Below are 24,232 nucleotides of genomic sequence, written 5' to 3'. Positions count from 1 at the left end.
ACGCCACTCAGAGATAGGAGAGGAACAAGCTGTCGAGCAACCGTGACCAACCCGACACCAACACGAACAACAGCAATTTGAGCGGCAGGGAAATGGTCATCGGCGAGACCATTTGCATGCCCAGCGCCAGCAGCAGGTTGGAAACAATCAGGTCGATCACGATGAAGGGGATATAGATCAAGAAGCCTATCTCGAACCCTGCCTGCAGCTGCGACAACACGAAAGCCGGAATCACCAGGATCAGATCTTCGCGTTGCACCTCCTGCGCCATTTGTGCAGGCCAGAGGCGCGTGGTGTTTTCCAGCAGGTGCGTCAATATATCCGGGTCCACATTGCGCAGCATGAATGCGCGTAACGGTGTGATGGCCTCATTGCCCGTCTGCAGAAACGTTTGCACGTTACTCATGTCCAGGGGCGATGCCTTGACGCTCTCGGCGATCTCATAACCCACTGGTGCCATGATGAACAGCGTGGCCGCCAACGCGATGCCATTGATGGCCATGCTGGGCGGTACCTGCTGCACACCGATGGCATTGCGGGTGATCATCAGCACGATGACGATCTTCAAGAACGATGTGCAGACGATCAACAGCATGGGCATCAGCGTTAATGCCCCCAGGAATACCGCCAGAATGAGGGGGTCTATCCCCTGCAAACTCATCGGCCGAACATCACGCGAGACAACTGCAACCCCAGGCGCCCATCGACTTCCACCAACTGCCCCTGGCCAATCGGCCGATCGCCGTAATACAGGCCGGCCATGCCGGGAGCGTAACCGCTAATGCCCAATACCGAACCGGGCGCGAGGTTACGCAGTTCGCCCAAGGTAAGGTTCAGCGTTCCACAGCGCACATTCAGCGCCATGCTCAACTCATCGAATGGTTCGTGGCCAAATACATCCACGACCGGTTCATCATCCTCATGCGCCGAGTAATGGGGCGCTGCAAAATGTTCGTCCACAGACGAGTCCTCGATAGAAGTAAGCGTCAGGCACAACGGCCCGGTGTCATCGTCAATGCGGCCATGCAAACGTTGCCTGCCAACCTGCACGTAGCCGCTGCCTTGGGCGGAAAAAAAATACGGGCCGAGCACCAGCACATCACCGGTACGCAGGCTGCGCACCTGCGCAATCGGTAACTGCACGCGGCCCAGGGTCACGGCGATTGCCAGTTGAAACGGCGCCGGCAAAGCTGCCGCAGTGGCGCGCCAAGGCCCTGCCTCACACAAGGCCAGGAAACTCTGGGGGGTCAACCATAGGTAGCCTTCAACCCGGGACGCCCCCTGGGTCACACTGAGCCGGCAGCCAAACCCCTTGGGTCGATCCGTTTCCAGCAAGCGCACATAACCCAGCAGCGCCCGCACCTGGGGACTCATGTGGTACTGGTACAAGGCCCAGAACCAGGAGTCCGGATCGTTGCCAACCTGGGACAGGGTCACCGGGCACTCACCCAGCAGACTGAGCAACGGCCCTGCTTCTACAAGCGCCAGCACGCCACACACCGTCTCAAAGCACAAAGCCTTGCCGCCAGCTGGGGCACGCCCGGGCTCAATCAGCAACTCGCCGGCCTGCCCGGCCACCTTGAACGGCAGGCGCAGGCCGCGCCCCAATCGACGGCGCGCGGCAACCGTATCGCTATTAATCAAGGGAAAGGTCAGCGCCGGCATCAGCATGCGCAACCGACGCTGGGCATCAGCAAGTTCACCGGCAGCCCCAGCGCTCCCGCGAATCGACCCTCGCACTGTTGGCGTACACCGCAAAGCCAGCGCGCCGTAGCGTCCTGCTCCGCCTCCAGCTCGATCGTCCAGGCGCCCTGCTCGCGGCGCACGCTGGCGTTGATCCGCCCCAGGCGAGGCAAGTACAGCACCGCCTGCAACGGCCACTGCGACGCAGCCTGCACACGAGGCGCCAGTTGCTCGGCAAGCGCCTCGATCAGGGCTATACCGGTAGACGCCTGTTTGCCCGATAAGGCAGTCCCCACACCAGCGCCGCCATCGTCTCCAGTAAAAAATTGAGTGAATAATCGCCCGAGTTCCATGGACACGGCTGTCATGGCCCCCGGCTCACGCTCCTCCCGCGGCTCGCGATGGCTCGGACGCTCAGTGGGTTTATTTGAAACCTGGGTCATGTCGGCTCCTGAGCCAGTAAGAGGGATAACTCCTGAAGTTTTTCCACCTGCCGCAGGCACTCCGTGACGTGTTTCTGGGCGCTGCCAACCCGACTTTCGCTTTCCCCCTGCTGGCCCCGCAACGCCTCCAACTGGCCTATCTCCCGCTGAGTACTGGCAGATAGGGAGCGCTCCTGCGCGCCCCAGGATTTCAAGGCCTTGAGGCTCAGCACCTGACCCTGATGCTGACTGAGCAATTCAGCACTTTGCCGGGCCTCCTCCTGCCGAGTCTGCTCAAGCGCATCCTTAGCCTGCTGGATATGTGCAAGCAGGGCCTGCTGGGCGCGCCTGGCTTCACGCAGGGCGCGCTCGGCGCGGTCAGCCCTGTGCCTGCGCAGGCGCCGCAACGTCTCGACTTCACCGAGAAGCACATCAGAATGGGACATGGGCGGTCAGATCCTTAAGTTGCTCCAGCGTCGCCACCATCGGCGTAGGCACACGCAAGTCCTGGCGCAGGAACCCGTCGACCGCCTGACGGCTGTCCACCGCCAGATCGGTCAGGGCATCGCTGCCGGGTTGATACTCTCCCAGCTTGAGCATCAGCTCGATCTGTTGGTACGCCGACAACAACCGTCGCAATGCCGTACCCGCCTGGATGTCCTCCGGCTCCGCGACGTTGCTCAAGATCCGTGAAAGGCTTGCCAACACATCCACCGCCGGGTAGTGCCCACGCTCGGCAAGCTTGCGGGACAGCACGATATGCCCATCGAGCAGCGAGCGAACTTCGTCGGCCACCGGATCGTTCATGGAGTCCTGCTCAATCAGCACCGTATAGATCGCGGTGATCACACCGTCACGCGTCAACCCGGCACGCTCCACCAGTCGTGGCAGCAGGCTGTATACCGAAGGAGGCAAACCTCCGCGCCCCAGGGGTTCGCCGGCAGCCAGGCCGATCTCACGCTGGGCCCGGGCGAAACGGGTCAAGGAGTCAATCAGCAGCAATACCCGCTGCCCCTTGCGCCGAAAACCTTCGGCCAATGCCGTGGCCGTGAACGCGGCGCGGGCGCGCTCCATGCTGGAGCGATCGGAGGTGGCGCACACCAGTACCGCCTTGGCGCGCAGCTGGTCATCGAGCTCATGGTCGAGAAATTCACGCAGCTCCCGCCCCCGCTCGCCGATCAGGCCGAACACGATGACATCGCACTCGACGTTACGCGCGATCTCGGCCAGCAGGGTGGTCTTGCCACAACCGGCCCCGGCGAACAGGCCTACACGCTGCCCCTCGCCAATCGTCATCAGGCCATCGATCGAACGCACGCCGGTGGCCAGTGCACGGTTAATCCTCGGCCGCTCAGTGGGCAACGGCGCTTCACACAACACCGCACTGGTATCCGGTAAGTCAGCCTCGACAAACGCACTCACGCCCTGCCCCGTAATCGGCCGCCCAAAACCATCCAGCACCTGGCCCAACAGGGCCTCGCTGACCTGGACTCGATGCGATACCCCAAGGCGCTCCACTCCAGCACCTACCCGCACGCCTTCCAAATTACCCAAGGCGCTGAGCACCGCGTCCTGCTGATCGAAGCCGATGATCTCGGCGAGCATGTAGTCGCCCGGACTTTTTTCCACCTGGCACAAATCGCCGATACGCGCCTGGGGTAGCCGGCACTGCAGCAGCATGCCGTTGACGCGCTGGATTCGGCCACGCATCGTCACCGGTGCAAAGGTGCTCAGTGACTGGGCCTGACGCTGTTGCCAGGCGTCCAGACGAGCTTGCAGTTCCGCACTCACCAGCGCACCTCGTAACGCTGCGCACCATCAAAAACCACTTTGCCGTTGTCGATCAGCACCAGCCGCAGCCCTTCCACTTCGTCGCCCACAAACAGTCGGCTGCCTTCTTCCAGGACCACGTGACCATTCGGCCCGCCGACGATTTGCACAATCCTGAATGGCAGTGTGCCGTCGCGCACACGCACACGGCTGATCACCGGCACCGAGCTGTCGAATTGCTCACCAAAACGGCTGAGCATGCGTGCTACCAGCTCCACCTCGTCCTGTGAGACCTCTCCATTGAGCGCCACCTGGTCATTGATCACTTGCAAGGTAACCCGCTGACTCAACTCACGCTCGCTGAGCATCTTCAACAACTGCTGGCGTACTTCAAAAGACGAAGCCAATTCCTGTTTCTGCACCGCGGGCGGCATCAGCGAAGCCTGCGCCTCACGCTCCCCAGTGGAAACCATGCCCACTGCCACAATGATTACCGTCACCACCAGCACCAGGCTGATCAGGCGCTTCTGCTGGGAGGGCGAGATTGACGATAACGTCATCACCTGCGCAGGCACATCGGCCGCTAGCGGCACTACCGGCGCTACCGGCGCTACCGGCGCTACCGGAGCAGGGGCTGCGGGTTGAGGCCAGGGTTGCTCGGCCAAGGTCACGCACAGCCGCACCCCTCCCACTGTAAACGGCACATTCAGTTCCAGTTTGGCGATCTGCGCCAGTACCTGGCCTTCGGGGTCTCGCAACAGTCCGGCTTCGGCCTGCACCAACCAGTTGGCGTCGATAAACCGCAGGCACGCATGCTGCTCGACGACTCCCGGATCGTTCAGCATCAGGTCAGCGTCCGCGTGCGCACCAATACTCCATCGCTCCCCAAATAACGGCAACGCAGCGCCCTGGCGCAGCCCATCAAGCACCCTTAACTCAAACATCATCGCAACCTCCACGCTGGCCATGGCCGAATACTCATGCCACCGCACCACGCATCAGCTCGTCCTGGCCCAGGTCAATGCGCCCCAGCACCTTGACCTTGGAGGAGCTCCCCAACTCGGCAAACGACAGCACCGGGACATGGTTGAACTCTTCCAGCAGCAAGGTACGCAAGGGGCTTCGCAGGTCCTGCGCCACCAACAGCACACTTTTACTCTTGGCCCTTAAGGTAAAGGCCTGGTTGAGCAGGCTGATCAACGCAGCGCTGTGCTCATCGTCAAGCGCGAAAAACACCCCGGTCTGGGTCTGTCGCAATGCCTCGCGCAGGATGTTTTCCGTATGCGGTGAAAGCAGCCAGGCATGCAGGCCGTCGGCCTCGCTGTACTGGTGGAAAATCTGCGCCTTGAGCGCAATACGCGCGTAGTCGGCCAATGCTTCCGGTTCACGCTCATGCTGGCCATACTCGATCAACGATTCGACAATCAGCCGTACGGCCCGCAGCGGCACACCTTCGCTGGCCAGGCGTTGCAACACCGACGAAAAGCGCGACAGCGGCATGATTCGCTGCAGTTCCTGCACCAGCTCCGGCTGGTTGTGCTCCAGCCAGCTGAGGATCGACTTGCTCTCCTGGATCCCCAGGAACTGCGGGCCGCTGAGCATCATGGCCTGCTTCATGCGTTCGATGATCAGACTGGTCGCGGTGAAGCGCTCCAGTTGCGGATCGTCGAGCAGTGGATCATCCGGTGCCAGCCAGACCCAGTCCTGTTCATCACGCTCGGCCAGCCCGGGTATTCCATGCTCGGGCTCGACCGTCAAGGCGTTACGCTCAACGGCCAGATAGTTGACAACCGAGGCCTTGACCATCGGCACTTCATGCACACAGAAACGCATTTCGTCGGCGGCCAGCGAGTCATCGAGCTCGACCTCGAATGGCGGCAGGGTCAGGCCGATATTGGCAACCAGTGCATTTCGGGACTGGCGAATCCCATGAATAAGCTCCGTCACCTCAGGCGTCCCACGCAAAACCGGGGGAAACTGCAACAGGTAGGGGCGCGACGGATCGAACCCGCGCAAGTCCTCTTTTCCGTTCTCTTCGGGACGCACGGCTTCGGAGGCTTCGGCCGCGGGCGCTGCCTCTCGCTGACGCTGGCGCATCAGGTAATACCCCAATGTGCCGGTTATCAGCGAAATAAGGATAAATACCCCGGTCGGCATACCGGGCACTATCGCAAAGGCGAGCATGCCCACCGAAGCGATTATCCAGCTCTTGGGCTCGCTGGTCATTTGCCGGGCAATTTCGGCCCCCATGTTACTGATGCCCTTGCGCCCCTCCGGCGCCACCCGGGTGATGATCATGCCGGCGGTCAGGGAGATCAGCAGCGCCGGAATCTGTGCAATCAGGCCATCACCGATAGTCAGCACCGAATACAACGCCATTGAATCAGCGGCGCTCAAGCCGTGCTGGAACATGCCCGTAGAGAAGCCACCCAGCAGGTTGACCACGACGATGATCAACCCCGCGATAGCGTCGCCCTTGACGAACTTCATGGCCCCATCCATCGCACCGAACAACTGGCTCTCACGGGACAACTGCTCGCGCTTGTCCCGCGCTTGCGTGCCGTCGATCAGGCCGGCACGCAAGTCACTGTCGATGGACATCTGCTTGCCCGGCATGGCGTCCAGGCTGAACCGCGCCGCGACCTCGGCCACCCGTTCCGAGCCCTTGGTGATCACCAGGAAGTTAACCAGGGTCAGGATCAGGAAAATCACCATTCCCACCGCCAGGTTGCCCCCCACCACGAAATTACCGAAGGCCTCGACGATATCGCCGGCGTCTTGCTCCAGCAGGATCAGACGCGTGGTTGCAATCGACAGGGCCAGTCGAAACATGGTGGTCAACAGCAGGATCGAGGGGAACGAAGAAAACGCCAGGGGGCCCGGCAGGTAAAGCGCAAGCACGATCAACAGGCACGAAATGCAAATATTGAGGGCGATCAGAATATCCACCAGCCAGGTGGGTAACGGCACGATAAAGATGAATACGATGGCCATGACCACCACAGCGCCCAGCACCTCGGCGCGTTGTGCCACCTTGAGCAACCCACGGTTGATGGCCGACAGAGCGGTCACGTCATCAGCCTCGGTTCACCGGCATACCGTGTGGGTCCACGCAAGGCGCGGTCCAGTTCATCGATCACCGTCAGCAGGATCTGCAGGGTTTCCAGACGTATTCGCTTTTCGGACCACAATGCCAGGGGAAATTGCTGAAAAAGAGGGTAAAGGGCATTGAGGGACATCAGTTGACGGTCAAGCGGACCGCCTCCCAGTTCGTCCCCCAACCGCAGCAATTCATCGACAGCGATACCGGCGCCGGCATACCCCAGCAGGCGTTGCAACAAGCTCACGGCGTTATGCTCGATACTCAAGCGCTGGATCAGCTTGTGACAACCGCCCAATACGCTGCTCAGTTGCCCGCAGTCCCGCAGGCCCATCAGCAAAGTGCGCAACAGGGGTGTGGGCATTGACGACACCGCGGCCGCGATGTCATCCGCCAAAGCCTTACGCATCACCTTGAGCCCGACGTGGAACTGCTCACCACCATATACACCCAGCAAAGCCTGCATCATCGTCGACAGGGACTGGCGCGTGACCACACTGGCATAGTAGAGCACACGCAGTGCCTGGCGCTCCTGCGGGTCGACCCCGGCCGACTGCAATGCCAAGGCAATGTTCAGGCCGGCCTGGATCTCCCCTTTGAAACGAGCCTCAAGCTTGGCAATTGCATCGCGCGCCAACGTAGTGTCGGACGGGCGGCCCTCGCTGTCTGCCTTGGCCACCACATGCTTGAGCACCACGAACGCGCGCGCCGGGTCCCCGTCCGCAAGCTTCAGCAATTTTTCGACAGTCGGTCTGTCCTGCAATTGCTGCCTGAAGAGCAGTGAGAGGAAAGCCAGGGTTTTCTTGGCCGGATGGCCCAACTGATCATAAAGTTGCGCAAGCTGCTCGGCCGGGAGCACGCGTACCACCATCTTTCGTTCGTTCAGCGCCCGGCTGTTGAGCTCCACCTCCTGACCAAACAGATGTGCAAGCTCATCGATGCCCTTCGCGGATGTGTGCACTTGCGCTGAGGCATGGCTGACAACCGCTTCACCCTCAGAGGGGTGGGTGCGCACATCGTTACGAGGGTCAGTTGTTTTACTGGATACTTGTTCCATGGACACGCCAGTACAGGAAGAGTGTTTCCCTGTGTGGCAACGTCTCCCCATGCAGTTCCATCAAAATCCGTGCTCACTAGGAATTTGAAAAAACTTGCAAAAGCCTTAGGCGCCCCATGCAAATCACTGCATAAAAACCCACCAAATAAAAATATTTATATATGTAAATCATATAGTTATGTGTTTTTTTCGATTGGCACAGGGAGTGCTAAGGGGACCTGTCGACACCCGCTCGACTGCGTCTACCCTAAGGAAAAAAAACATGAATCTCCCCATTGAAGCTTTAGCTCACCTCGTTGGCAGCTCGCCTCAATTCATGCATCACCTGACAGACGACCAGCAGAAAAAACTCAGGCGCTTCATTCACAAGCGCGTACTTAACCCCGAAGATGCGGATGATCTTCTGCAACTGACGTACCTGGAGGCCTGGCGCAACCGCGAGCGCTTCTGCGGTAACGCCTCGCTCAGCACCTGGATGTGCGGCATCGCGCAAAACCTGATTCGCAACCACTTCAGGCGCATGTATGCCAAACCCGTGCATTGCGAATTTGATGAATCGTTGTGGCATGGACAGGAAGAAAACAACAACCTGGATTGGGAGTTTGAGATCAACCGCCGCCTGGAGAACACCCTGAGCGCCATTGATCACCTGCCGGCGGAAATGCGCAAGACGATGTACGCCTCCCTGGAAACCGACGGCAGCTATCAGGACACAGCCGACGTATTGGACATCCCCATCGGCACCGTTCGCTCGCGACTGTCGCGCGCACGAGAACAGCTCAAGCGCGCCACCCAGAATCCGTTTCAATCGTAAATCCGGTTGACTGGCCAAGCGTTGGGCGACAGGGATATCTGCCCAACCGAACCAGACCTCTTTCGTACGTGCCAGGCAGATCGCCCAGCCTCCGGACAGTACCGCACCGATCCCACCAACACCGAACATCAGCCCCACGCCTCTCGGGCGATCAGTCCAGCTGCCAGCAGGAGCAGCAGGCAGGTTTGCGCGGCGGTCGAGGATTGCTCGGCGTCATCGGTGTCTCTTCACGGGAGAAGCGAATCAGCAACCACTCGTCGCCCAACTCGCTCATTTCCGATAAACAATTGAAAGCGTAGATAAAAATTCAAAATAAATGCTTGACGCATTCCCGTTCTACGCGAATAATGCGCGCCACTTGGCTACATAGCTCAGTTGGTTAGAGCATAGCATTCATAATGCTGGGGTCCGGGGTTCAAGTCCCTGTGTAGCCACCAAGTACCGATCCATAGATGTCTACAGCAGTCTATGAATCACCTCAAGAAGCCCGCCTAGTGCGGGCTTTCTTGTTTCTGGCTGTTCACCTCTGTCTACCCCTATACCTTCCCACCGTGTATCCCCCTGTGTATCCTTGGTAAAAAATAGAACTCAGGGGATACATGCCCATGAAGCGTTCTGAAATCAAGCGCCGCCCCTTGTCTGACACCGTCCTGGCAAGCCTGGAGCCCGACACCAAGGAATACCGGGAACAGGACGGCAACGGTCTGTACTTCCGCGTAAAACCCGACGGTCAAAAGTCCTGGCAACTGCGCTACAAAACGCCAGCTGGTAAATGGAGCTGGTTAGGTCTCGGGGGTTATCCAGAGGTCAGTGGCGCATTTGCAAGGCAGAAGGCTTCCGTACTGCGCAGTGACGCAGCCGACGGCAAGAACCCAATGGCGACTAAACAGGCTCGCCGAGCTGCTGAGCTAGCGGCAAATGACAATACGTTCGAGCCACTCGCACGGGAGTGGCATAGCTCGCGGCTCAACTCCTGGGATACCGGTACCGCCAAACGGGTCTTAGGTGCGTTGGAGCGCCATGTGTTCCCCACCTTCGGCAATCGCCCATACACAGGCATTCTGTCGATGGAGTGGATGGAACTGCTACGCGGAATGGAACGACAAGGCATCCTTGAGCAGATGAGCCGAGTCAGAGCCTACTGCAAAGACATCTATGACCTGGCTCGGGTAACCGGCCGAGCGATAAACAACCCACTTGATGGCGTGCATAAATTCCTTTCGGCAGGTAAGCCCGAAAACTATGCCCACGTCAGCATTGAGGAACTACCCGCCCTCCTCCGCGCCATTCGCTCCTACCCTCACGCCAAAGATGTGCAACTGGGCTTGCGCTTGCTGACACTCCTCGCTGTTCGCCCCAGTGAACTACGTGAAGCGTGCTGGGACGAGTTCGACCTTGATAAAAAACTTTGGACAATCCCAGTGGAACGCAAAGGCCGTAAGAAAGGCCTCGAGCACTTAGTACCACTTAGCCGTCAGGCCGTTGAAGCCCTCAAAGAGCTGCACGTCCTGACCGGCGCTTACCCATTACTCTTTCCTGGCAGAAGCGACCGCACCAAACCTCGAAGCGACACGGTATTTCTAATGGCTCTACGCCGTCTCGGTTATGAAGGTCGGCAGACAGGCCACGGGTTTCGGCACATCGCTAGCACCGCCCTGAATGAACACCGATTTGATGCTGACCACATCGAGGCCCAACTCAGTCACAAGGCACCAGGCGTGCGCGGAATTTACAACAAGGCCCAGTACCTGGCGCCGCGTACAACGATGATGCAGTGGTACGCCGATTACCTCGATGGACTAGAGAAAGGTAACGTGATCGAAGGGCATTTTGGCGGGGTTGAATAATGATGCATTTCCGTACCCCCTCAAAAAACGGTGTTCCAGGTGTTCCAGGTGTTCCACAAACGCTGAAAGCCACGTATTACGTGGCCTACAGACGTGGAACACCTTTTTGTTTTAGCTGGAACACCTGGTGTTCCACACAAAAAAGGTGTTCCACCCATAAAGCGCCAAAAATGGAACACCTCACACACACCATACCCGGCTGTAGGCCGCTTGCACTGCGGTTCTTGAGGGATTTGTGTATCGCGCGGTCATCAAGTTATCTGAGGGGTGCGGGGGTGATCAGTGCCTTATAGGGAGCTTCTTGGGCATCCGTTGGAGATAGATCCTGACGACCTTCCAAGTCGACTTACGGAGTGCGCTCTGTATCCAGAGTTCGCGGAGCGCTTCGCAGATGCTTTTGATCTGATCGATGAGGGGCGGTATCTCTGGAAAGAATTTTACGTCAGTGATCAAGGCTGGCATCCAGTTGCGAGCCTGGTTGCCTCTAGAGTGAGCTACATGGCTTTCAACATCCGACAGAGCTTCAACAGCTATCCCAGCCATGGATTGGCGAAAGCTATAAGGGATAGCCGCCTCGGTGTCGATACTAAGGGCTTTTCCGACACCCAGCTTGTGGCCGCCCTCGCGATAGATCGCGCTTGTCGATCAATCCAAATCCTTTGGGAATGGATTAACCGGATTGAAGACGATGTACGCAGGAGAGATCCGGCGCATGCCGCTCGACAGTTGATGAGATGGCCACATATTTACCTGGAAGCGGTCAACGATCATCGGCAGAGCTGCCCCCATTTAGAGATTGAAGCTAGAGAGTCCGCCGCCATTTACATGGGTGACGCTCGGAACTACATGACTATCGCAATCGCATATCTGAACCCGGACCTCACCGAAGAGGAAAGGGTGGCAGTTAGTCGCGGCGCGGTGACTGCGGATCGCTATGCCAGATCGCGAAAAGGCATTCTTAAATCTGCCGAGGTCAGAAAAGGCCTGCACGTAGATCGGGACGCAGCTATTTGCAGAAAAGGGGAGGAGCTAAAATCTAGGAACGGAACGGAGCGCGGTGTTGCAGGGCGCATAGTCGGCACAGCAATAGGCGCTGGCCTGAAGGAAAAGCAAATCAGAAATATCTTGGTCGCCGGCGGCGTCCTGACTCGGAAGAAAAAAAACGGGAAGTGAGCGGTGCACACTTCCTATTGAGTAAATAGATTCGCTCCTGTTGATCACAGAGACAACAGGAGTCAGCCATGAACACCCGTGTCGCACATGTTTCAATTACCGTAACTACCAAAACCGAGCTCCCCCCTTCGCACTTAACAAGTGCTTCTGACGACCTTCTCTCGGCGGGCCAATTGGCATATGCCCTCCGTATACCTGGTCGTACCCTCGCAGAGTGGCGACATCGCGAACACTGGATTCCCTTTACTAGGGTTGAGGGTCGTCCACTTTATAGCCGTAAAAAAGTGTTGGCCTGGCTCGAAATGAGAAGGCGTGATGTCTTGGCGCTTGAGCAATTGGAGCTCGACGATGTGAGGGCAGGCAAATGACCAAAGCTCAAGACAGCCACGTTGTTGCAACGCCTTGCAGACTAGACCCACTCACGACGTTGATTCGAATAAATGAAGTCGTAGCAATGGTGGGCTTGGCAAGGCCCACGATTTACAAACTTATGCGCCAACCGGAAAGCGGCTTTCCTCTCCCCGTCAAACTCAGCGAAAGCACCGCCCGTGGAGCGCCGGTAGCCTGGGTTTTGAGTGAGGTTCAAAGCTGGGTGCGAGCACGCATCGCGCTACGCGCCAAGGAGGCCGCATGAGAGCGTCTGTAGCCCAAAAGGCGGCGTTACATCCATTCTCCCTACTCCGGCAAATCGGCCTATCTCCGGCGACCATGCAACGCCTCATCCGGTATCGAAATAAGCACGAAAGCCTGGGCCGGGCTGTCGTCGTCATGACCTGGCCTGACGGCACTTGGGGCGTACTCGCTATGCACACCGAGAAGTTCAGCCTCGTCGCTATCGACAGTGACCAAAAAGCAGCGGCCTATGAGGATGCTCGCTCGATGAATGAGGACGGTTATCTACCGCTGCTTAACCTGCGCTGGGAATTTCATGCCTGAAATGAAAACGCCCCCGGCTGCAACCGGGGGCGTTGGAGGTAAATCTAGATGCCCAATCAATGTATTTCGCCCCCGGCAAATCTTCAAGCTTCGCTTGTGGTTGCACGTCGGAAAACTGAGCGCTATGCTCTGGCCGTCGCTGCAAATTCAGCGACCGGGTTTGGCGACCCGAGTTTAAGAAGGCGCACAGGCGCCACCATATCGATTGCAGGCGCTTTTTTTGTGCCCGCATTCCTGCTTTATGGCGGCTGTGCGCGGGAGACCTTCGGGTCTGCCGGGTTCCTTCTTACCCGGTTCGCCAACCTGCGTACAGCTGCCACCTTTATTCGTTTGGCGACGTTCCGTGGCAGCTTCCACTTAAGAAGGAGCTCCACCATGCACGCCCTAAATCCGTCCAAAATCCGTGCTGCTGCCCACCGGGCAATGGCTCGCGCCGCTCTACACGCAAACTCCAGCCTCCGTTCTCGCCTCGCCCGTTACAACTCTCACATGGAAAAAGCACGCGCCCTGGAAGCCACAGGGGGTGTGAAATGAAATCGAAATGCCTTGCTCTGCCAGAAGAGCTTTTGACCGTCTCCGGCGACGTCGAAGCAGGCATACCGATCGATGCGATCAGCTGCGCCATCATTCGCGCCGACTCGGTCTTGGCCTTGCTTGAGGAACACTTCATAGAGGGCAGACCGCCGCTTCCATCAGCGATAGTGGCGGGCACCCTTTGGGATGTACGCGGCGCACTGGCTCTCATAAAAACACTGGCCGAACACGGCCATGATTCCACTCGCAAAATGCCTCGCGATGGAGGTGCCCAATGACCTCGCCAGCCGGAAAAAGAACACCGGGCCATACCCAGTTCACCAAGATCGATAAAGAGGGCAGGAAGCTGTTTTGCGTCAATCCAGGCATATCAATCGATGAGGCATTAGAGGCTGCATCCCACCTGCAATTTTTCGCCAATCAATTCGCGCTCGATGCAGCCATGACTGATAACTGCGAGCGGTTAAGTTGGGCGTCTTATTACCTGGGCGAAATGGCGAAAGCACTTATCGATGACGCCACGGACGGGCTATTTCTTGCGAGGCCCGACCAATGACCGAGCGCCCCGCTAAAACAGGCAAACGCCCCAGCTTCGCCCAGGTAAAAGCGGCCTCCCTTAAGGCTATTGACCGAGTATTGGCTCACTGGCTACCCAGCGGGAAACGTGAAGACGGCGGCAAGGAGTATTCAGCGCCGAATCCAACTCGCGCCGACAAACACGCCGGATCGTTCAAGGTGAACTTAGCCAAGGGCACCTGGGCAGATTTTGCCACCGGCGACAAGGGCGGCGACCTGATTGATTTGATCCGTTATCTGGACGGTGGAACAGAGGTCGAGGCGTGCAACAAACTCGCCGATTTTCTGGGTGTGGCCAACGACTCAAATAGCGTCTCAACAGCTGCGAAATCGGCGCAAAGCAAAACACCGGATTGGGTGGCGATCCGCCCCATTCCTGATGAGGCCATGGCGAAAATTTTGGTCAAGCATCGCCAGCACGGAATACCCTCAAAAGTGTGGGTCTATCGAGACGCTGACGCCCAACCTTTGATGGTGCTCTACCGCTTTGACCTGTCCCCAGATGACAGCGGAAATCCGCGCAAAGTGTTTGCTCCTCTGACCTGGTGCAAAGGCAAAAATGGTGTCCTCCAGTGGCGCTGGCAAGGTTTGCCGGAACCGCGTCCGCTGTTGCACCTCGACCACCTCAAGCAACGTGACGTAGCCCCCGTCGTGGTGACCGAGGGCGAGAAATCTGCCGACGCCGCCGCACTGCTAATGCCGGGGTACGTGGCCACCTGCTGGCTCAACGGAACGAACTCTTGGCGCAAGTCTGATTTTAGTCCGTTGATTGGGCGCGATGTGCTGCTATGGCCTGATAACGATGCGCCGGGACTCAAGTGCATGGATGAGCTGGCCGAGCACCTGCGCACGCTGGGAGCGGCCTCTGTGCGCGTTCTGGCGCTCGCTGTGTTCAGTCAGCGTCCCGGCCTTGATGGAGAAGCACCGACCTTTGCCAAGGGCGGTGTGTGGGCCGACGGCGATGATGCTGCCGATGCACAGGCAAAGGGCTGGACGCCCGCCCACTTTGCCGAGCTAGAGCGCACCGGAGAGCTTTTCTCTCTGCCCCTCTCAACACCGCCCGCCAAGCCCTCCAAAGCCAAGCAAACCACCAGTAAACAACCCGCTAGGAAATCCAAAACAAATACGCTGCCCGGTGGCTTTCGGCTCACATCCGAAGGCGTGTTTTATGCCGGCGATGACGGTGAATCCAGGCCAGTGTGTTCTCGCCTGGAAATCCTTGCCCGCACCCGAGACGAAAAGGGCAATAACTGGGGCTTACTGGTTGAACTGGATGATCCCGACGGGGATAAAAAACGCTGGAACATCCCCGCTCGCAACATGGCCGGTGACTTCGGCAAGGAAGTGTTGGGGCCGCTGGTGGACATGGGCTTGCGCCTGGCGGGAAGTCGCTCAGGGCGTAATGCTCGCAACGATTTGCAGGGCTACTTGCAAAGTTATGACAGTGACAAACGCGCCCGAGTGGTTAACAGACTCGGTTGGCATGACGATGCCTACCTACTCCCGGAGCAACAGATTGGTGTAAGCAAAGAGCAGCTGCATTTCTACGATGCGGGTGCTCAACTTCCACCCATCAGTCAGGCCGGAACACTCGCACAATGGCAACGCCATATCGGTTCCCTATGCGTTGGCAACCACCGCCTGACGTTCGTTGTATGTGCCGCTTTCGCGGGGCCACTACTGCACATGCTGGGCCATGAGTCAGGGGGCTTTCACCTTTACGGTGACAGCTCCGGCGGGAAGACCACCCATTTACAGGTGGCCGCATCGGTCTACGGGAGTCCCCGTTGCGTACGCTCCTGGCGCTCTACTGACAACGCCCTCGAGTCCATCGCCGCCGCGCACTCAGATGGCTTATTGGTGCTCGATGAAATCGGCATGTGTGATCCGCGCATCATTGGCGAAACGGTTTACATGCTGGGTAATGGCAGTGGCAAAGCACGCGCCAATGATCGAGGCCAGGCCGGTCGGCACGTTCAGGAATGGCGTTTGTTGTTTCTCTCGACCGGGGAAAAGACGTTAGCGCAGCACATGGCAGAGGCCAACAAGGATCTTAAAGCGGGCATGGAAGTGCGCATGCTCGCAGTACCTGCCGATGCCAGCAAAGGGCTTGGAATGTTCGACGCCCTCAACGGCTTTGAGGACGCGGCTGCGCTTTCAGACGCTCTAAAAGCGCGGGTGACCAAGTACTACGGCACCCCGCTAACCGCCCTCCTGTCGGCCCTGTGTGAGCCCGGAAAGACGCTGGGGTGGTCGACCATTTTGCGCCACACCATTGAACGGTTTGTCTCGACGTCACTACCTAAATCAGCAAGCGGACAGGCCCAACGTGCCGCCACTCGTTTTGGATTGGCCGCTGCCGCTGGGGAGCTGGCCACCGCCCTGGGGATAACTGGCTGGCCTGAGGGTGGAGCGACCACGGCGGCAAAGGTCTGCCTCAATGCCTGGCTGAATGAGCGCGGCGGCGCCGGAAACTTCGAAAGTGACGCCATCGTCGCGCGCCTTCGCCAAGTGATCGAGCGTTTCGGAGAGAGCCGTTTCACCCGCTGGGAATCCGCCGCCGCCAAGATCGATGAGCACGGCCCTCGCACCATTGACCGGCTGGGCTTTCGCAAAACGCTGGAGCATGGCCTGGGTGATGCGTTGCACACCACCACTACCTACTACGTACTGCCCGAGGCTTGGTGTTCCGAAGTCTTCAAAGGCATGAACCTGAACGCCGTTAACAAAGAGCTATTGAGCCGCGCCATTTTAGAGCCTGGCAGCGATGGCAAAGCGGCTCAATCGGTAAGACTGCCAGGCATGCCTAAAGCCCGTGCCTACGTTTTTAACTCATCTGCACTCATGGCGGATGACAGCGGACACTCCATCGAGGCCGCATAAATTAGTTATCCATTTCGGCCTGCCATTCCGGCAAGCCTTTCGCAGCACCATATGTAAATGGAGATACCCCCATGTTTAAAAGAAACACGCTTTCAACCCCTGAAATCAAAGCGGCTCAAACCAAACACGCAGCTCACCAAAAAACGCTCCAAGAACTGGAAAGGACCAAGGAACAGCTAACCCACAAATTAAAGTCCCTGGTCGCTGAGGACGCTACGGACAAGGAAGCCAAAGCATCTGCGCATGACAAAGCGCTCAAAGCCTACAGTGCGGCCATTGCTGCTGGCGATACAGCTGCTGAAGCCGAAGCAGACACAGCTCTGCAATCAATCCTTGGCGAGTCGGACAGAAGCCGTGGCAAGCACCTGGCTCGAACTGCTGCCATCGCTAAACTTGAACAGGAAGTCACTGAGATCGACCAACGACTTGAACAGGGTAACCAAGCGTTGGAGACTTCACACAAGGAGCTCTTGAGAGCAATTCTGTACAAACGAGCGGAGCAAATAAGAAGCAGCGCTAATGAGTTGGTGGCAGTAGCCAAACAGTATCAGCAGGTCGCGCATCTCATGGGGCTGCAAGGCTCTTTGCAGGACATTCGGATTCCCTTACCTCCCACTCACCGGGAGGACCGGTTTGACTACGTCGGCCCTCATACAATCAGGACAGGCCCAACGAGACCGACAGTTGAGGAACTGCTGTTGGACTGAATTGACACACCATCAACGTGGAACACCTTTTTCCCCTGGAACACGTGGTGTTCCAGCTCAAATAAAAAGGTGTTCCGCCCTGAAAGCCACGTACTCCGTGGCTTTCAGCTTTAGTGGAACACCTGGAACACCTGGAACACCGTTTTTTGAGGGGTATTGGTTTTTAACCTCCGTCACCCCGTCTCATTCGGCGCCGTCAGCGAGGTTCTGTACGAAAAGTCCGTATGGTTAGAATCGCGCCATGATTGGCTGGAGGCCCGCATGTCAAAGCGTTACGAACTCTCCGATGCATCTTGGGAATTGATCAAGGATCTGGTTTCTCCCGAGCAGAGGATGGGTCGACATCGAACACGCCTTTACGCGCTGCTTACAGCCGATCAGACTCTTCCTCCGACACCAAATACTCAACAAAATCCAAGTAGGAACCCCATACTTCAGGTGCTGTCATCAATGCTTCTTTACCAATGCGGTTAACATCAATCGCATCACACCAGAACACCTGCCCCAACTGGGAGTTGCAGTCCATCACGATTAGACCTTCAGCAGGCTCCCCCAACACAAGATAATTTGAAGAAAGTGGGCCACTGCTTCTCAAGCGCTTCGTTTCAACAAGAACATTAGTTGGAGATTCCCAACCGATCTGGTGCAGCGGTAAAACATAAATACCACTTCCGTCAAAAAACTCCCCCACCAATTTGAAGCTACTGGGAAGTGATACTTTCAACTCATGCTCCAGCTTTTCAATAAAATCCGGGGCCACTGCGCGAATACCATTCAACGACTCAAATCGACTCCTTACCATCTCTAAGCTTGACATACCAACCTCACTGTTTTTTACACGCCACTGCCAATATTCTTTAGGTTTTGTACGAAAAGTATTGCCGTATACAACGTGGGCAGCAGCGGGGTTTACCACGCACATGCCAGACCGAATCTACTACATCTATCCTCACACAAATCACTCCTGACGCAACCTTGCCGACCGTTGAGGAGCGGCTCTCGGACTGAATCAACAGACTATCAACGTGGAACACCTTTTGCCGCTGGAACACCTAGTGTTCCAGCTCAAATAAAAAGGTGTTCCACTCTGCAAGCCCCGTAACTCGTGGCTTTCAGCCTTAGTGGAACACCTGGAACACCTGGAACACCGTTTTTTGAAAGGTATCGGTTTTTAACCCCCATCACCCCATCGCATTGCGCGCCTTCAGCGAGCATCAGAGGGTCGCCACACGCCTGCCGCCAAGCGTCTAGACAGCAGGCAAAACAACACCTTTCCGCGCTGTTCATGGGTCCTTTGGGAGGTTATTTGGATTGGGGTAATTCGAACCCCGATGTTTTTGCAGATTCAAGTGGCTATAGGGGGTTCCGTCTCCGGTTGGGTAGTAGGTCAGTAGACGGCCAGCCCCCCCCCAGCCCTTGCCCAGCTATCATTGAAGCTGTTGAGGTGTCAGGGGAAGAGGTGCCCCTGTGGTCACCACCATTACCCGCTGTTGGTACCCCAGATAAAGGGCGGCGGGATGAATGAATAACTCACCCCTCCTCAATCCGGTGCTCCACATGCTCCCGGTGCACCATAAACGCTGAAGGCCACGGAATATATGGTTTTCAGGAGCTTTACACCGAATAGAAATAGTCGGAACACCTCGTATTCCAGCAGCTAAGCGTGTTGCAGGAAAGGGGAACATGCCCCCCCTTAGGCTCGTCCCATCAAGCTCACCCACAGCCACACAGTTACCCTTCAAGAAGGGCAGATACCGGCCAAAAGCTGCCCTTCGCGAAAAGCAGCATCGACCCTAAGCTGCCCTTTGCGAAGGGCGGCAGTCGGCCAGATAGGGACGCTCACAAGCTCCCTAGATGTTTGTATACAGTTCTGCCATTCACGTTCATTTCCAGCCTTCGTGTGTCACTGCGAACTGGCTCGAATTCTGCGATGGATGTGTGCGACCTGTGATATAGAGGATGGCCAATTGCCGCTCTATCTAGTGGTTTTCCGCTGGTATCTGAGGAAAGCTTGAGAACTGTCCTACTACTGCTTTCCAAACGACAGTTCGGGCTTAGGGCCTAGGAAATTTACTGGAAAGCTTAAGCAGATGACAGTAAACAGAAAGCTAAAAACAATATCAACCTGCTAAGGGAATGGACCGATGAAAGTATTTATAGAAAAGCTACTATTTCAAAATAGATCACCGTTTGACTACCTAGATATTAGCTTGTCAGAAAACGAAATTGCAGTACTGGTCGCAGCAAATGGTCGTGGTAAAACTACTGTAATTTCCCATATAGTAGACGCTTTTCACGAACTGGCAAAAAATTGGTTTCCTGGCTCCTTTGAAGGAAAGGAAAATAAATACTACCGAGTAACATCCGGCTTGAATAATCTAGACCAGAGCCGGCCCTCCATATTTTATATGCGCTTAAATATGAATGGCGAAACAATTGATTATGTGGATATTATCGGCGCCATGAGCGAGGCAGAATATCAAGAATTAATGATCGAGAACAAAATAAGCTTCGATGCGTTGTCTCATGGTCTTAGTGAGAACAATCAAATCAAGCACTGGAAGATCGAAAAAACTCAGGCGCTATCAATCTTCGAATCGAACCTCATTACCTACTTTCCTTCATACAGATACGAAACCCCTGGGTATATCAATCAACCTTACGAGGTAAATTTATCATTCCGTAAGGGAAATAATTTCAAGGGGAGGCTTCCAAATCCGCTGGAGGTGGTTTCTGGACTGCAAACTTTTTCAAACTGGTTGATGGATATTGTGTTGGATATGCAGTATCAACAATCTGGCGTAGCTAATATAAAGTTATTGCTCGATCAGGTAATCACATTGATCTTGCAAGGAAAAATTCCAGCTAAATTTCGTTTCGGCGTTGGTCCGCGAGGGTTTGGTAATACGCGAATTCAAATAATAAATTCTGAAACCGGAAAATGTCTTTACCCTGCGATATTTCATATTTCTGCAGGCGAGGCTTCAGCGTTGTGCTTGGCCGGAGAAATCATACGGCAAGCCGATGTTATTGTTGGTGAAAATCCAATATCGAGCGTGTCCGGTATTGTGCTCATTGACGAAGCAGATAAACATCTTCACATTCGACTTCAAAAAGAAGTTATGCCAAAATTGTTTTCGCTCTTTCCAAATGTACAGTTTATAGCGAGTTCACACTCGCCATTTATGGCGATGGGGTTGGCCGACGAAGCAAAAAAGCGCACAAAAATTATTGATTTGGATAACTTTGGAATTACAAAGGATCCTTATAATAGCGATCTTTATACTGAAGTTTACGATATGATGATTGGTGATAGCTTAGGTTTTCGAGAGCAATTCCTAAAGCTAAAGGCGAAGAGCGAGGAAAGCGAGAAAACTCTAATAGTAACGGAAGGTAAAACTGATATCCAACACTTAAGGGCGGCTGCTAAGTCTTTAGGGTGTGGAGGCTCACTAAGCTACTTTGATGTGCCCGCAGACTGGGGAGATTCGAAGCTTGAAAGACTCTTGGAGCAATTGTCTAAACTTAAACAACGCTGCACAGTTATTGGGGTATTTGATCGAGACGTAGAAAAAATCGTTGCTGGTATTGAAGTCGATGGCAGAACGTTCAAAAATTATGGTAACAATGTTTATGGTTTTTGCTTGCCCGTACCTCCTGGTCGAGAGACATATTCGAATATTTCTATTGAATTTTTTTATACAGATGATGAGCTTAAAAAAAGTCATGATGGAAAGCGATTGCATTTCGATAATGAAATATTTTACTTTCAGTCTGCCTCTGCCAATAGAGGTAAACCTGTACCTCAGCTCAGAGAGAGTCCCGACGGAACCGAGGAGTCTATAAAAAAAATTTTCGACAGCAATATTTCTGAGTTGGCCGGAGCGCATTCCAAGGCAAGGTTTGCAGATTTGGTTGAGGGAAATTTAGAATTCGCAAAAGATTTTGATTTCTCAAACTTCGGGTCGATATTTGAAAGGGTTTCTCAGATTGAAGAATACGAAAGTGCGAAGACGCTTGGTTAGCATGAGTGCGATATAGTATGCGGAGATTGCTGGCGACACTCTACCTAAGGGTATGTTAGTTTAGTCCCGGCAATCTCTACCTTGCCCGCTCCCTACACACTAGCCACGTTTATCTCAACAGGTATATAGGTTGCTGACGAGCAAGCATTCTAGTCTGGCCGATAGTAGCCAATTGCTAACAGATTTTCTAGCAACGCAGACTTCCAAATAGTGCCTGCGTTTACACAGCTGGGTCGTTAGTAGGTTATTTATCCATCATGAACGCTTTGGTCGAAAGTAGCCATTACCGAACGCCCGCTTCTGGCCCAGAGTGTGTAAAAACGCTTCGCCAAAATTGAAGTGTGCGCGTCTACGTTAAATCTGAAATTTATCGGCACGTCAGAAGATATGGATTTCGCGTAGAAACGCGATTTTCAGTCCGGTTTTGAGTAGCTGTCGCGCTCAAAACTGTTTTTACACAGCCTCGGCCGAAAGCGGTCGGTTGTCACCGGCGGCTTCCGACCCAGGCTGTGTGAAAACGCACTAAATACGTCGAAAGTTGAGAACGACGGGCGTTGTCTGCGAAACCAGCAGACGGAAGCGCGAATAGCACTAGTCAGCTACATAGACGTTCGTAATGCTGCTTAGGCCGCGTTAGCGGCCCAAACAGCCGCTAACTGGCGAGCCAAGCGGCTGGATTCACGCCCTGATCGCCTCAAGCAGTCCTGCAATGCCGAAGATGCTCATCATTCGTTTGAGGTTGTAGGCGAGTACATGAAGGCTCATTTCGGTACTTACTCGCGGAAGTGTTTTGGTCAGGAAGTGGGTGGCTCCCATCCAATATTTGAGCGTTCCAAAAGGATGCTCAACAGTCTGGCGGCGAACCTTCATCTTCCCCGGGTCATGTTCCAGCCGAACCTGCATCGCGTCGATTACCGCCTCATGTTCCCAGCGCTTCACTCGGCGCTCCTTACCCGTCGTACATTGCTTGTGCATTGCGCAGGACTGACAGCCCGAGAAGTAGTAACAATGCAATAACATGCCGTCTTCCATCGACGAATGTCGCCTGGTTAGTAACTGCCCCGCAGGGCATCGATACTCGTCCGACGCAATAAGATAAATGAAATCCTGCTTGCAGAATCTGCCTTCGGCTTTGCTGCCAGATGTGAGGGGTTTCGGTACGAAGGTAGTGATGCCGGCTTGCTCGCAAGCAAGGATTTCCAGACCTTTGTAATAGCCTCGGTCGGCCACCACCGTTAGCAATTCAGCCTCGATTTCTTCACGCGCTTGGTTCGCCATATTGCTCAGTTGCCCACGATCATTACCAACGTTGGTCACCTCATGGGCAACGATCAGATGGTGTTTGTCGTCGACAGCTGTTTGTACGTTGTAGCCAACCGTTCCGGTGCCTCGGCCGCTCGTGGCCATTGAGCGTGCATCTGGGTCTGTGAGGGAGATCTGCTGGTCTGGACTTTCGTGAAGCTGCGCCTCGATGTCCTTGAGTTTCTGCATCTGCTTTTTCAGTGTTTCTATCTTTTCCTTAAGCCGCTCTGCTTTGGCCTCGGCCACTACGGGCGTTGCCCGATCCGCCGAATCCATCGCCGCCAGATAGCGATCAATGCTCTGCTCAATCTGCTGCATACGGGCCTTCACCTTGCCCTGAGTGAAGTTGCGGTCGCGATTATTGACGGCTTTGAATTTGCTGCCGTCGATGGCGATGATCGACTGGGAGAAGAGATTGAGGTTGCGGCAAAGAACTACGAACTGGCGGCATACGCTGCGAATGGCTTTGCCGTTGTCTTTGCGAAAGTCGGCAATGGTTTTGAAGTCCGGAGCCAAACGCCCCGTTAGCCACATCAACTCGACGTTGCGCTCGGCCTCACGCTCAAGTCGGCGGCTGGACTGAATCCGATTGAAATAGCCGTAGATATAGATCTTTAGCAAGACCGCTGGATGATAGGCCGGACGACCCGTTGCAGCAGGATCAACACCTTCAAACCCAAGTGCCCCCAAGTCGAGTTCATCGACGAAAACGTCGACCACTCGGACTGGATTTTCTTCGGTTACGTAATCGTCCAGGCACTCCGGCAGCAGCGTCACTTGCGTGCGAGCCTCACCTTCAATAAATCGCTTCATGATCGCCCCCGATACGATCTCAACGATCAGAAGGTTAGACAATCATTAGCGCTTCACACAGCCAAGGTCGATGGGCGAGTCATCAGGCTACAGCTGAAACTCAGCGGCCCCACACAATAGTAGGCTTCAAAGCCCCGAAAGTTGCGGCCTCAGAGCTAAGTAATGTTGTTCGGGAGGTTCTTTTACCTACAAAAAATCAGCAATCACAAGGGGTTTCTCTGTGGCAAAGATTGACTCGTAAATTGCTTCGTAGGGTGCCTCACGAGCCAACCAAGCGCTGGCGCTGTAGGCTCGAGCCTTGCAAAAAAACGATAGATGCATCTCATCTCCGCGCTCGAACAGTCGGAAATACTGCGCCTCCATTTCAGAACAAAGGTTGTCGAACAGCACTGGATCTAGTTTTGACAGCGTGACCATAATTTCGGCTGGGTCTAGCCCAGCGTCACTCGCCGCCCATAGGACAATACGAGTAGCCACGTCCAATTTTTTGCTTGGAATGATCGCGTCCAATGCATGTTGAATATCTGGGTAGCTGGATGCCAAACGTGAAGGCATGTCTTTTTCCTGACCCGCTTTAGATGGAATGTGAA

At 55.5% G+C, this 24,232-nt stretch carries 22 protein-coding genes, 1 tRNA gene and 1 pseudogene; 12 read left to right on the top strand and 12 right to left on the bottom strand.

Annotated elements, in window-relative coordinates; genetic code table 11:
• Positions 1-7: 7 nt before the first annotated feature.
• From sctR to sctW, 8 genes are read right to left on the bottom strand one after another with little or no spacing between them, the layout of a single operon-like run.
• Positions 8-661: a type III secretion system export apparatus subunit SctR gene (gene sctR / locus C8K58_RS14010; RefSeq protein ID WP_027606904.1), complete on the bottom strand. Its 654-nt coding sequence runs from the start codon at positions 659-661 to the stop codon at positions 8-10.
• A complete protein-coding gene (locus C8K58_RS14005) occupies positions 658-1,671 on the bottom strand; it encodes a FliM/FliN family flagellar motor switch protein (protein WP_098480402.1) in 1,014 nt (337 codons plus the stop codon). Before C8K58_RS14005 ends, sctR begins: the two co-directional genes overlap by 4 nt.
• Complete coding sequence (locus C8K58_RS14000; RefSeq protein WP_108573855.1) at positions 1,665-2,126, bottom strand: type III secretion system HrpP C-terminal domain-containing protein; 462 nt, start codon at positions 2,124-2,126, stop codon at positions 1,665-1,667. The genes C8K58_RS14005 and C8K58_RS14000 overlap by 7 nt, the downstream gene beginning before the upstream one ends.
• Entirely contained in the window at positions 2,123-2,551 is a 429-nt protein-coding gene (locus C8K58_RS13995; protein ID WP_027606907.1) for a YscO family type III secretion system apparatus protein, read from the bottom strand. The genes C8K58_RS14000 and C8K58_RS13995 overlap by 4 nt, the downstream gene beginning before the upstream one ends.
• Positions 2,538-3,896: a FliI/YscN family ATPase gene (locus C8K58_RS13990; RefSeq protein ID WP_027606908.1), complete on the bottom strand. Its 1,359-nt coding sequence runs from the start codon at positions 3,894-3,896 to the stop codon at positions 2,538-2,540. The genes C8K58_RS13995 and C8K58_RS13990 overlap by 14 nt, the downstream gene beginning before the upstream one ends.
• Positions 3,893-4,819: an FHA domain-containing protein gene (locus C8K58_RS13985; RefSeq protein ID WP_108573929.1), complete on the bottom strand. Its 927-nt coding sequence runs from the start codon at positions 4,817-4,819 to the stop codon at positions 3,893-3,895. Before C8K58_RS13985 ends, C8K58_RS13990 begins: the two co-directional genes overlap by 4 nt.
• 34 nt (positions 4,820-4,853) lie before the next feature.
• Positions 4,854-6,947 carry a type III secretion system export apparatus subunit SctV gene (gene sctV, locus C8K58_RS13980; protein ID WP_027606910.1) on the bottom strand — a complete coding sequence of 698 codons (2,094 nt, stop codon included), beginning with the start codon at positions 6,945-6,947 and terminating at the stop codon, positions 4,854-4,856.
• On the bottom strand, positions 6,944-8,032 hold the full coding sequence (gene sctW, locus C8K58_RS13975) for a type III secretion system gatekeeper subunit SctW (protein ID WP_166655307.1): 1,089 nt from the start codon (positions 8,030-8,032) through the stop codon (positions 6,944-6,946). The genes sctV and sctW overlap by 4 nt, the downstream gene beginning before the upstream one ends.
• 262 nt (positions 8,033-8,294) lie before the next feature.
• On the opposite strand from sctW, the gene C8K58_RS13970 reads away from it, so the two are divergent.
• Positions 8,295-8,846: an RNA polymerase sigma factor gene (locus C8K58_RS13970; protein WP_065924015.1), complete on the top strand. Its 552-nt coding sequence runs from the start codon at positions 8,295-8,297 to the stop codon at positions 8,844-8,846.
• Between the two features lie 151 nt (positions 8,847-8,997).
• Here C8K58_RS13970 and C8K58_RS32715 read toward each other — a convergent pair whose 3' ends face one another.
• Positions 8,998-9,120, bottom strand: a complete 123-nt coding sequence (locus C8K58_RS32715) for a hypothetical protein (RefSeq protein WP_256592525.1) — start codon at positions 9,118-9,120, stop codon at positions 8,998-9,000.
• A gap of 86 nt (positions 9,121-9,206) precedes the next feature.
• Between C8K58_RS32715 and C8K58_RS13965 the strand changes: the two genes are divergently transcribed.
• From C8K58_RS13965 to C8K58_RS33105, 10 genes and pseudogenes are all read left to right on the top strand, one after another.
• A tRNA-Met gene (locus C8K58_RS13965) sits at positions 9,207-9,283 on the top strand.
• Between the two features lie 168 nt (positions 9,284-9,451).
• The gene (locus C8K58_RS13960) at positions 9,452-10,693 is read left to right on the top strand and encodes a tyrosine-type recombinase/integrase (protein ID WP_108573928.1); all 1,242 of its coding nucleotides are present in this window, start codon (positions 9,452-9,454) and stop codon (positions 10,691-10,693) included.
• A gap of 498 nt (positions 10,694-11,191) precedes the next feature.
• Entirely contained in the window at positions 11,192-11,866 is a 675-nt protein-coding gene (locus C8K58_RS13955) for a hypothetical protein (RefSeq protein ID WP_108573853.1), read from the top strand.
• Positions 11,867-12,230: 364 nt separating this feature from the next.
• On the top strand, positions 12,231-12,500 hold the full coding sequence (locus tag C8K58_RS13950) for an AlpA family transcriptional regulator (protein WP_108573852.1): 270 nt from the start codon (positions 12,231-12,233) through the stop codon (positions 12,498-12,500).
• On the top strand, positions 12,497-12,802 hold the full coding sequence (locus C8K58_RS13945; protein ID WP_108573851.1) for a hypothetical protein: 306 nt from the start codon (positions 12,497-12,499) through the stop codon (positions 12,800-12,802). Before C8K58_RS13950 ends, C8K58_RS13945 begins: the two co-directional genes overlap by 4 nt.
• A 530-nt stretch (positions 12,803-13,332) precedes the next feature.
• Positions 13,333-13,614 carry a hypothetical protein gene (locus C8K58_RS13940; protein ID WP_092358861.1) on the top strand — a complete coding sequence of 94 codons (282 nt, stop codon included), beginning with the start codon at positions 13,333-13,335 and terminating at the stop codon, positions 13,612-13,614.
• Positions 13,611-13,892: a DUF3077 domain-containing protein gene (locus tag C8K58_RS13935; RefSeq protein ID WP_108573850.1), complete on the top strand. Its 282-nt coding sequence runs from the start codon at positions 13,611-13,613 to the stop codon at positions 13,890-13,892. Before C8K58_RS13940 ends, C8K58_RS13935 begins: the two co-directional genes overlap by 4 nt.
• Entirely contained in the window at positions 13,889-16,795 is a 2,907-nt protein-coding gene (locus C8K58_RS13930; RefSeq protein WP_108573849.1) for a DUF927 domain-containing protein, read from the top strand. Before C8K58_RS13935 ends, C8K58_RS13930 begins: the two co-directional genes overlap by 4 nt.
• 71 nt (positions 16,796-16,866) lie before the next feature.
• Positions 16,867-17,502 carry a hypothetical protein gene (locus tag C8K58_RS13925; protein WP_108573848.1) on the top strand — a complete coding sequence of 212 codons (636 nt, stop codon included), beginning with the start codon at positions 16,867-16,869 and terminating at the stop codon, positions 17,500-17,502.
• 261 nt (positions 17,503-17,763) lie between these two features.
• Positions 17,764-17,853, top strand: a pseudogene (locus C8K58_RS33105) (IS5/IS1182 family transposase); the annotation flags it as partial.
• Positions 17,854-17,869: 16 nt separating this feature from the next.
• Here the strand turns inward: C8K58_RS33105 and C8K58_RS13920 are convergent.
• Positions 17,870-18,418 (bottom strand): SMI1/KNR4 family protein, encoded by a 549-nt coding sequence (locus tag C8K58_RS13920; protein WP_256592524.1) that lies wholly within the window; start codon positions 18,416-18,418, stop codon positions 17,870-17,872.
• A gap of 1,228 nt (positions 18,419-19,646) precedes the next feature.
• On the opposite strand from C8K58_RS13920, the gene C8K58_RS13915 reads away from it, so the two are divergent.
• Positions 19,647-21,527: an AAA family ATPase gene (locus C8K58_RS13915; RefSeq protein ID WP_227432293.1), complete on the top strand. Its 1,881-nt coding sequence runs from the start codon at positions 19,647-19,649 to the stop codon at positions 21,525-21,527.
• Between the two features lie 678 nt (positions 21,528-22,205).
• Here C8K58_RS13915 and C8K58_RS13910 read toward each other — a convergent pair.
• Positions 22,206-23,642, bottom strand: a complete 1,437-nt coding sequence (locus tag C8K58_RS13910; RefSeq protein ID WP_108573927.1) for an IS1182 family transposase — start codon at positions 23,640-23,642, stop codon at positions 22,206-22,208.
• Positions 23,643-23,828: 186 nt separating this feature from the next.
• Positions 23,829-24,197, bottom strand: a complete 369-nt coding sequence (locus C8K58_RS13905; protein ID WP_076030829.1) for a hypothetical protein — start codon at positions 24,195-24,197, stop codon at positions 23,829-23,831.
• Between the last annotated feature and the right edge of the window lie 35 nt (positions 24,198-24,232).

Origin of the sequence: Pseudomonas sp. GV047, assembly GCF_003058245.1 — a bacterium.
GTDB classification, from domain to species: Bacteria; Pseudomonadota; Gammaproteobacteria; order Pseudomonadales; family Pseudomonadaceae; genus Aquipseudomonas; species Aquipseudomonas marginalis.
The sequence above is the reverse complement of the archived record's forward strand: the minus strand, read 5'-3'. Positions and strand labels throughout refer to the sequence as shown.

What these genes read in the sequence shown, in the direction of transcription:
- C8K58_RS14005 (WP_098480402.1), bottom strand. Translation starts at nt 1,671, where the DNA reads ATGCTGATGCCGGCGCTGACCTTTCCCTTGATTAATAGCGATACGGTT.
- sctW (WP_166655307.1), bottom strand. Translation starts at nt 8,032, where the DNA reads ATGGAACAAGTATCCAGTAAAACAACTGACCCTCGTAACGATGTGCGC.
- C8K58_RS13935 (WP_108573850.1), top strand. Translation starts at nt 13,611, where the DNA reads ATGACCTCGCCAGCCGGAAAAAGAACACCGGGCCATACCCAGTTCACC.
- C8K58_RS13940 (WP_092358861.1), top strand. Translation starts at nt 13,333, where the DNA reads ATGAAATCGAAATGCCTTGCTCTGCCAGAAGAGCTTTTGACCGTCTCC.
- sctR (WP_027606904.1), bottom strand. Translation starts at nt 661, where the DNA reads ATGAGTTTGCAGGGGATAGACCCCCTCATTCTGGCGGTATTCCTGGGG.
- C8K58_RS13910 (WP_108573927.1), bottom strand. Translation starts at nt 23,642, where the DNA reads ATGAAGCGATTTATTGAAGGTGAGGCTCGCACGCAAGTGACGCTGCTG.
- C8K58_RS13960 (WP_108573928.1), top strand. Translation starts at nt 9,452, where the DNA reads ATGAAGCGTTCTGAAATCAAGCGCCGCCCCTTGTCTGACACCGTCCTG.
- C8K58_RS32715 (WP_256592525.1), bottom strand. Translation starts at nt 9,120, where the DNA reads ATGAGCGAGTTGGGCGACGAGTGGTTGCTGATTCGCTTCTCCCGTGAA.
- C8K58_RS13930 (WP_108573849.1), top strand. Translation starts at nt 13,889, where the DNA reads ATGACCGAGCGCCCCGCTAAAACAGGCAAACGCCCCAGCTTCGCCCAG.
- C8K58_RS13970 (WP_065924015.1), top strand. Translation starts at nt 8,295, where the DNA reads ATGAATCTCCCCATTGAAGCTTTAGCTCACCTCGTTGGCAGCTCGCCT.
- C8K58_RS13945 (WP_108573851.1), top strand. Translation starts at nt 12,497, where the DNA reads ATGAGAGCGTCTGTAGCCCAAAAGGCGGCGTTACATCCATTCTCCCTA.
- C8K58_RS13925 (WP_108573848.1), top strand. Translation starts at nt 16,867, where the DNA reads ATGTTTAAAAGAAACACGCTTTCAACCCCTGAAATCAAAGCGGCTCAA.
- C8K58_RS14000 (WP_108573855.1), bottom strand. Translation starts at nt 2,126, where the DNA reads ATGACCCAGGTTTCAAATAAACCCACTGAGCGTCCGAGCCATCGCGAG.
- C8K58_RS13950 (WP_108573852.1), top strand. Translation starts at nt 12,231, where the DNA reads ATGACCAAAGCTCAAGACAGCCACGTTGTTGCAACGCCTTGCAGACTA.
- C8K58_RS13955 (WP_108573853.1), top strand. Translation starts at nt 11,192, where the DNA reads ATGGCTTTCAACATCCGACAGAGCTTCAACAGCTATCCCAGCCATGGA.
- C8K58_RS13915 (WP_227432293.1), top strand. Translation starts at nt 19,647, where the DNA reads ATGAAAGTATTTATAGAAAAGCTACTATTTCAAAATAGATCACCGTTT.
- C8K58_RS13985 (WP_108573929.1), bottom strand. Translation starts at nt 4,819, where the DNA reads ATGTTTGAGTTAAGGGTGCTTGATGGGCTGCGCCAGGGCGCTGCGTTG.
- C8K58_RS13905 (WP_076030829.1), bottom strand. Translation starts at nt 24,197, where the DNA reads ATGCCTTCACGTTTGGCATCCAGCTACCCAGATATTCAACATGCATTG.
- C8K58_RS13995 (WP_027606907.1), bottom strand. Translation starts at nt 2,551, where the DNA reads ATGTCCCATTCTGATGTGCTTCTCGGTGAAGTCGAGACGTTGCGGCGC.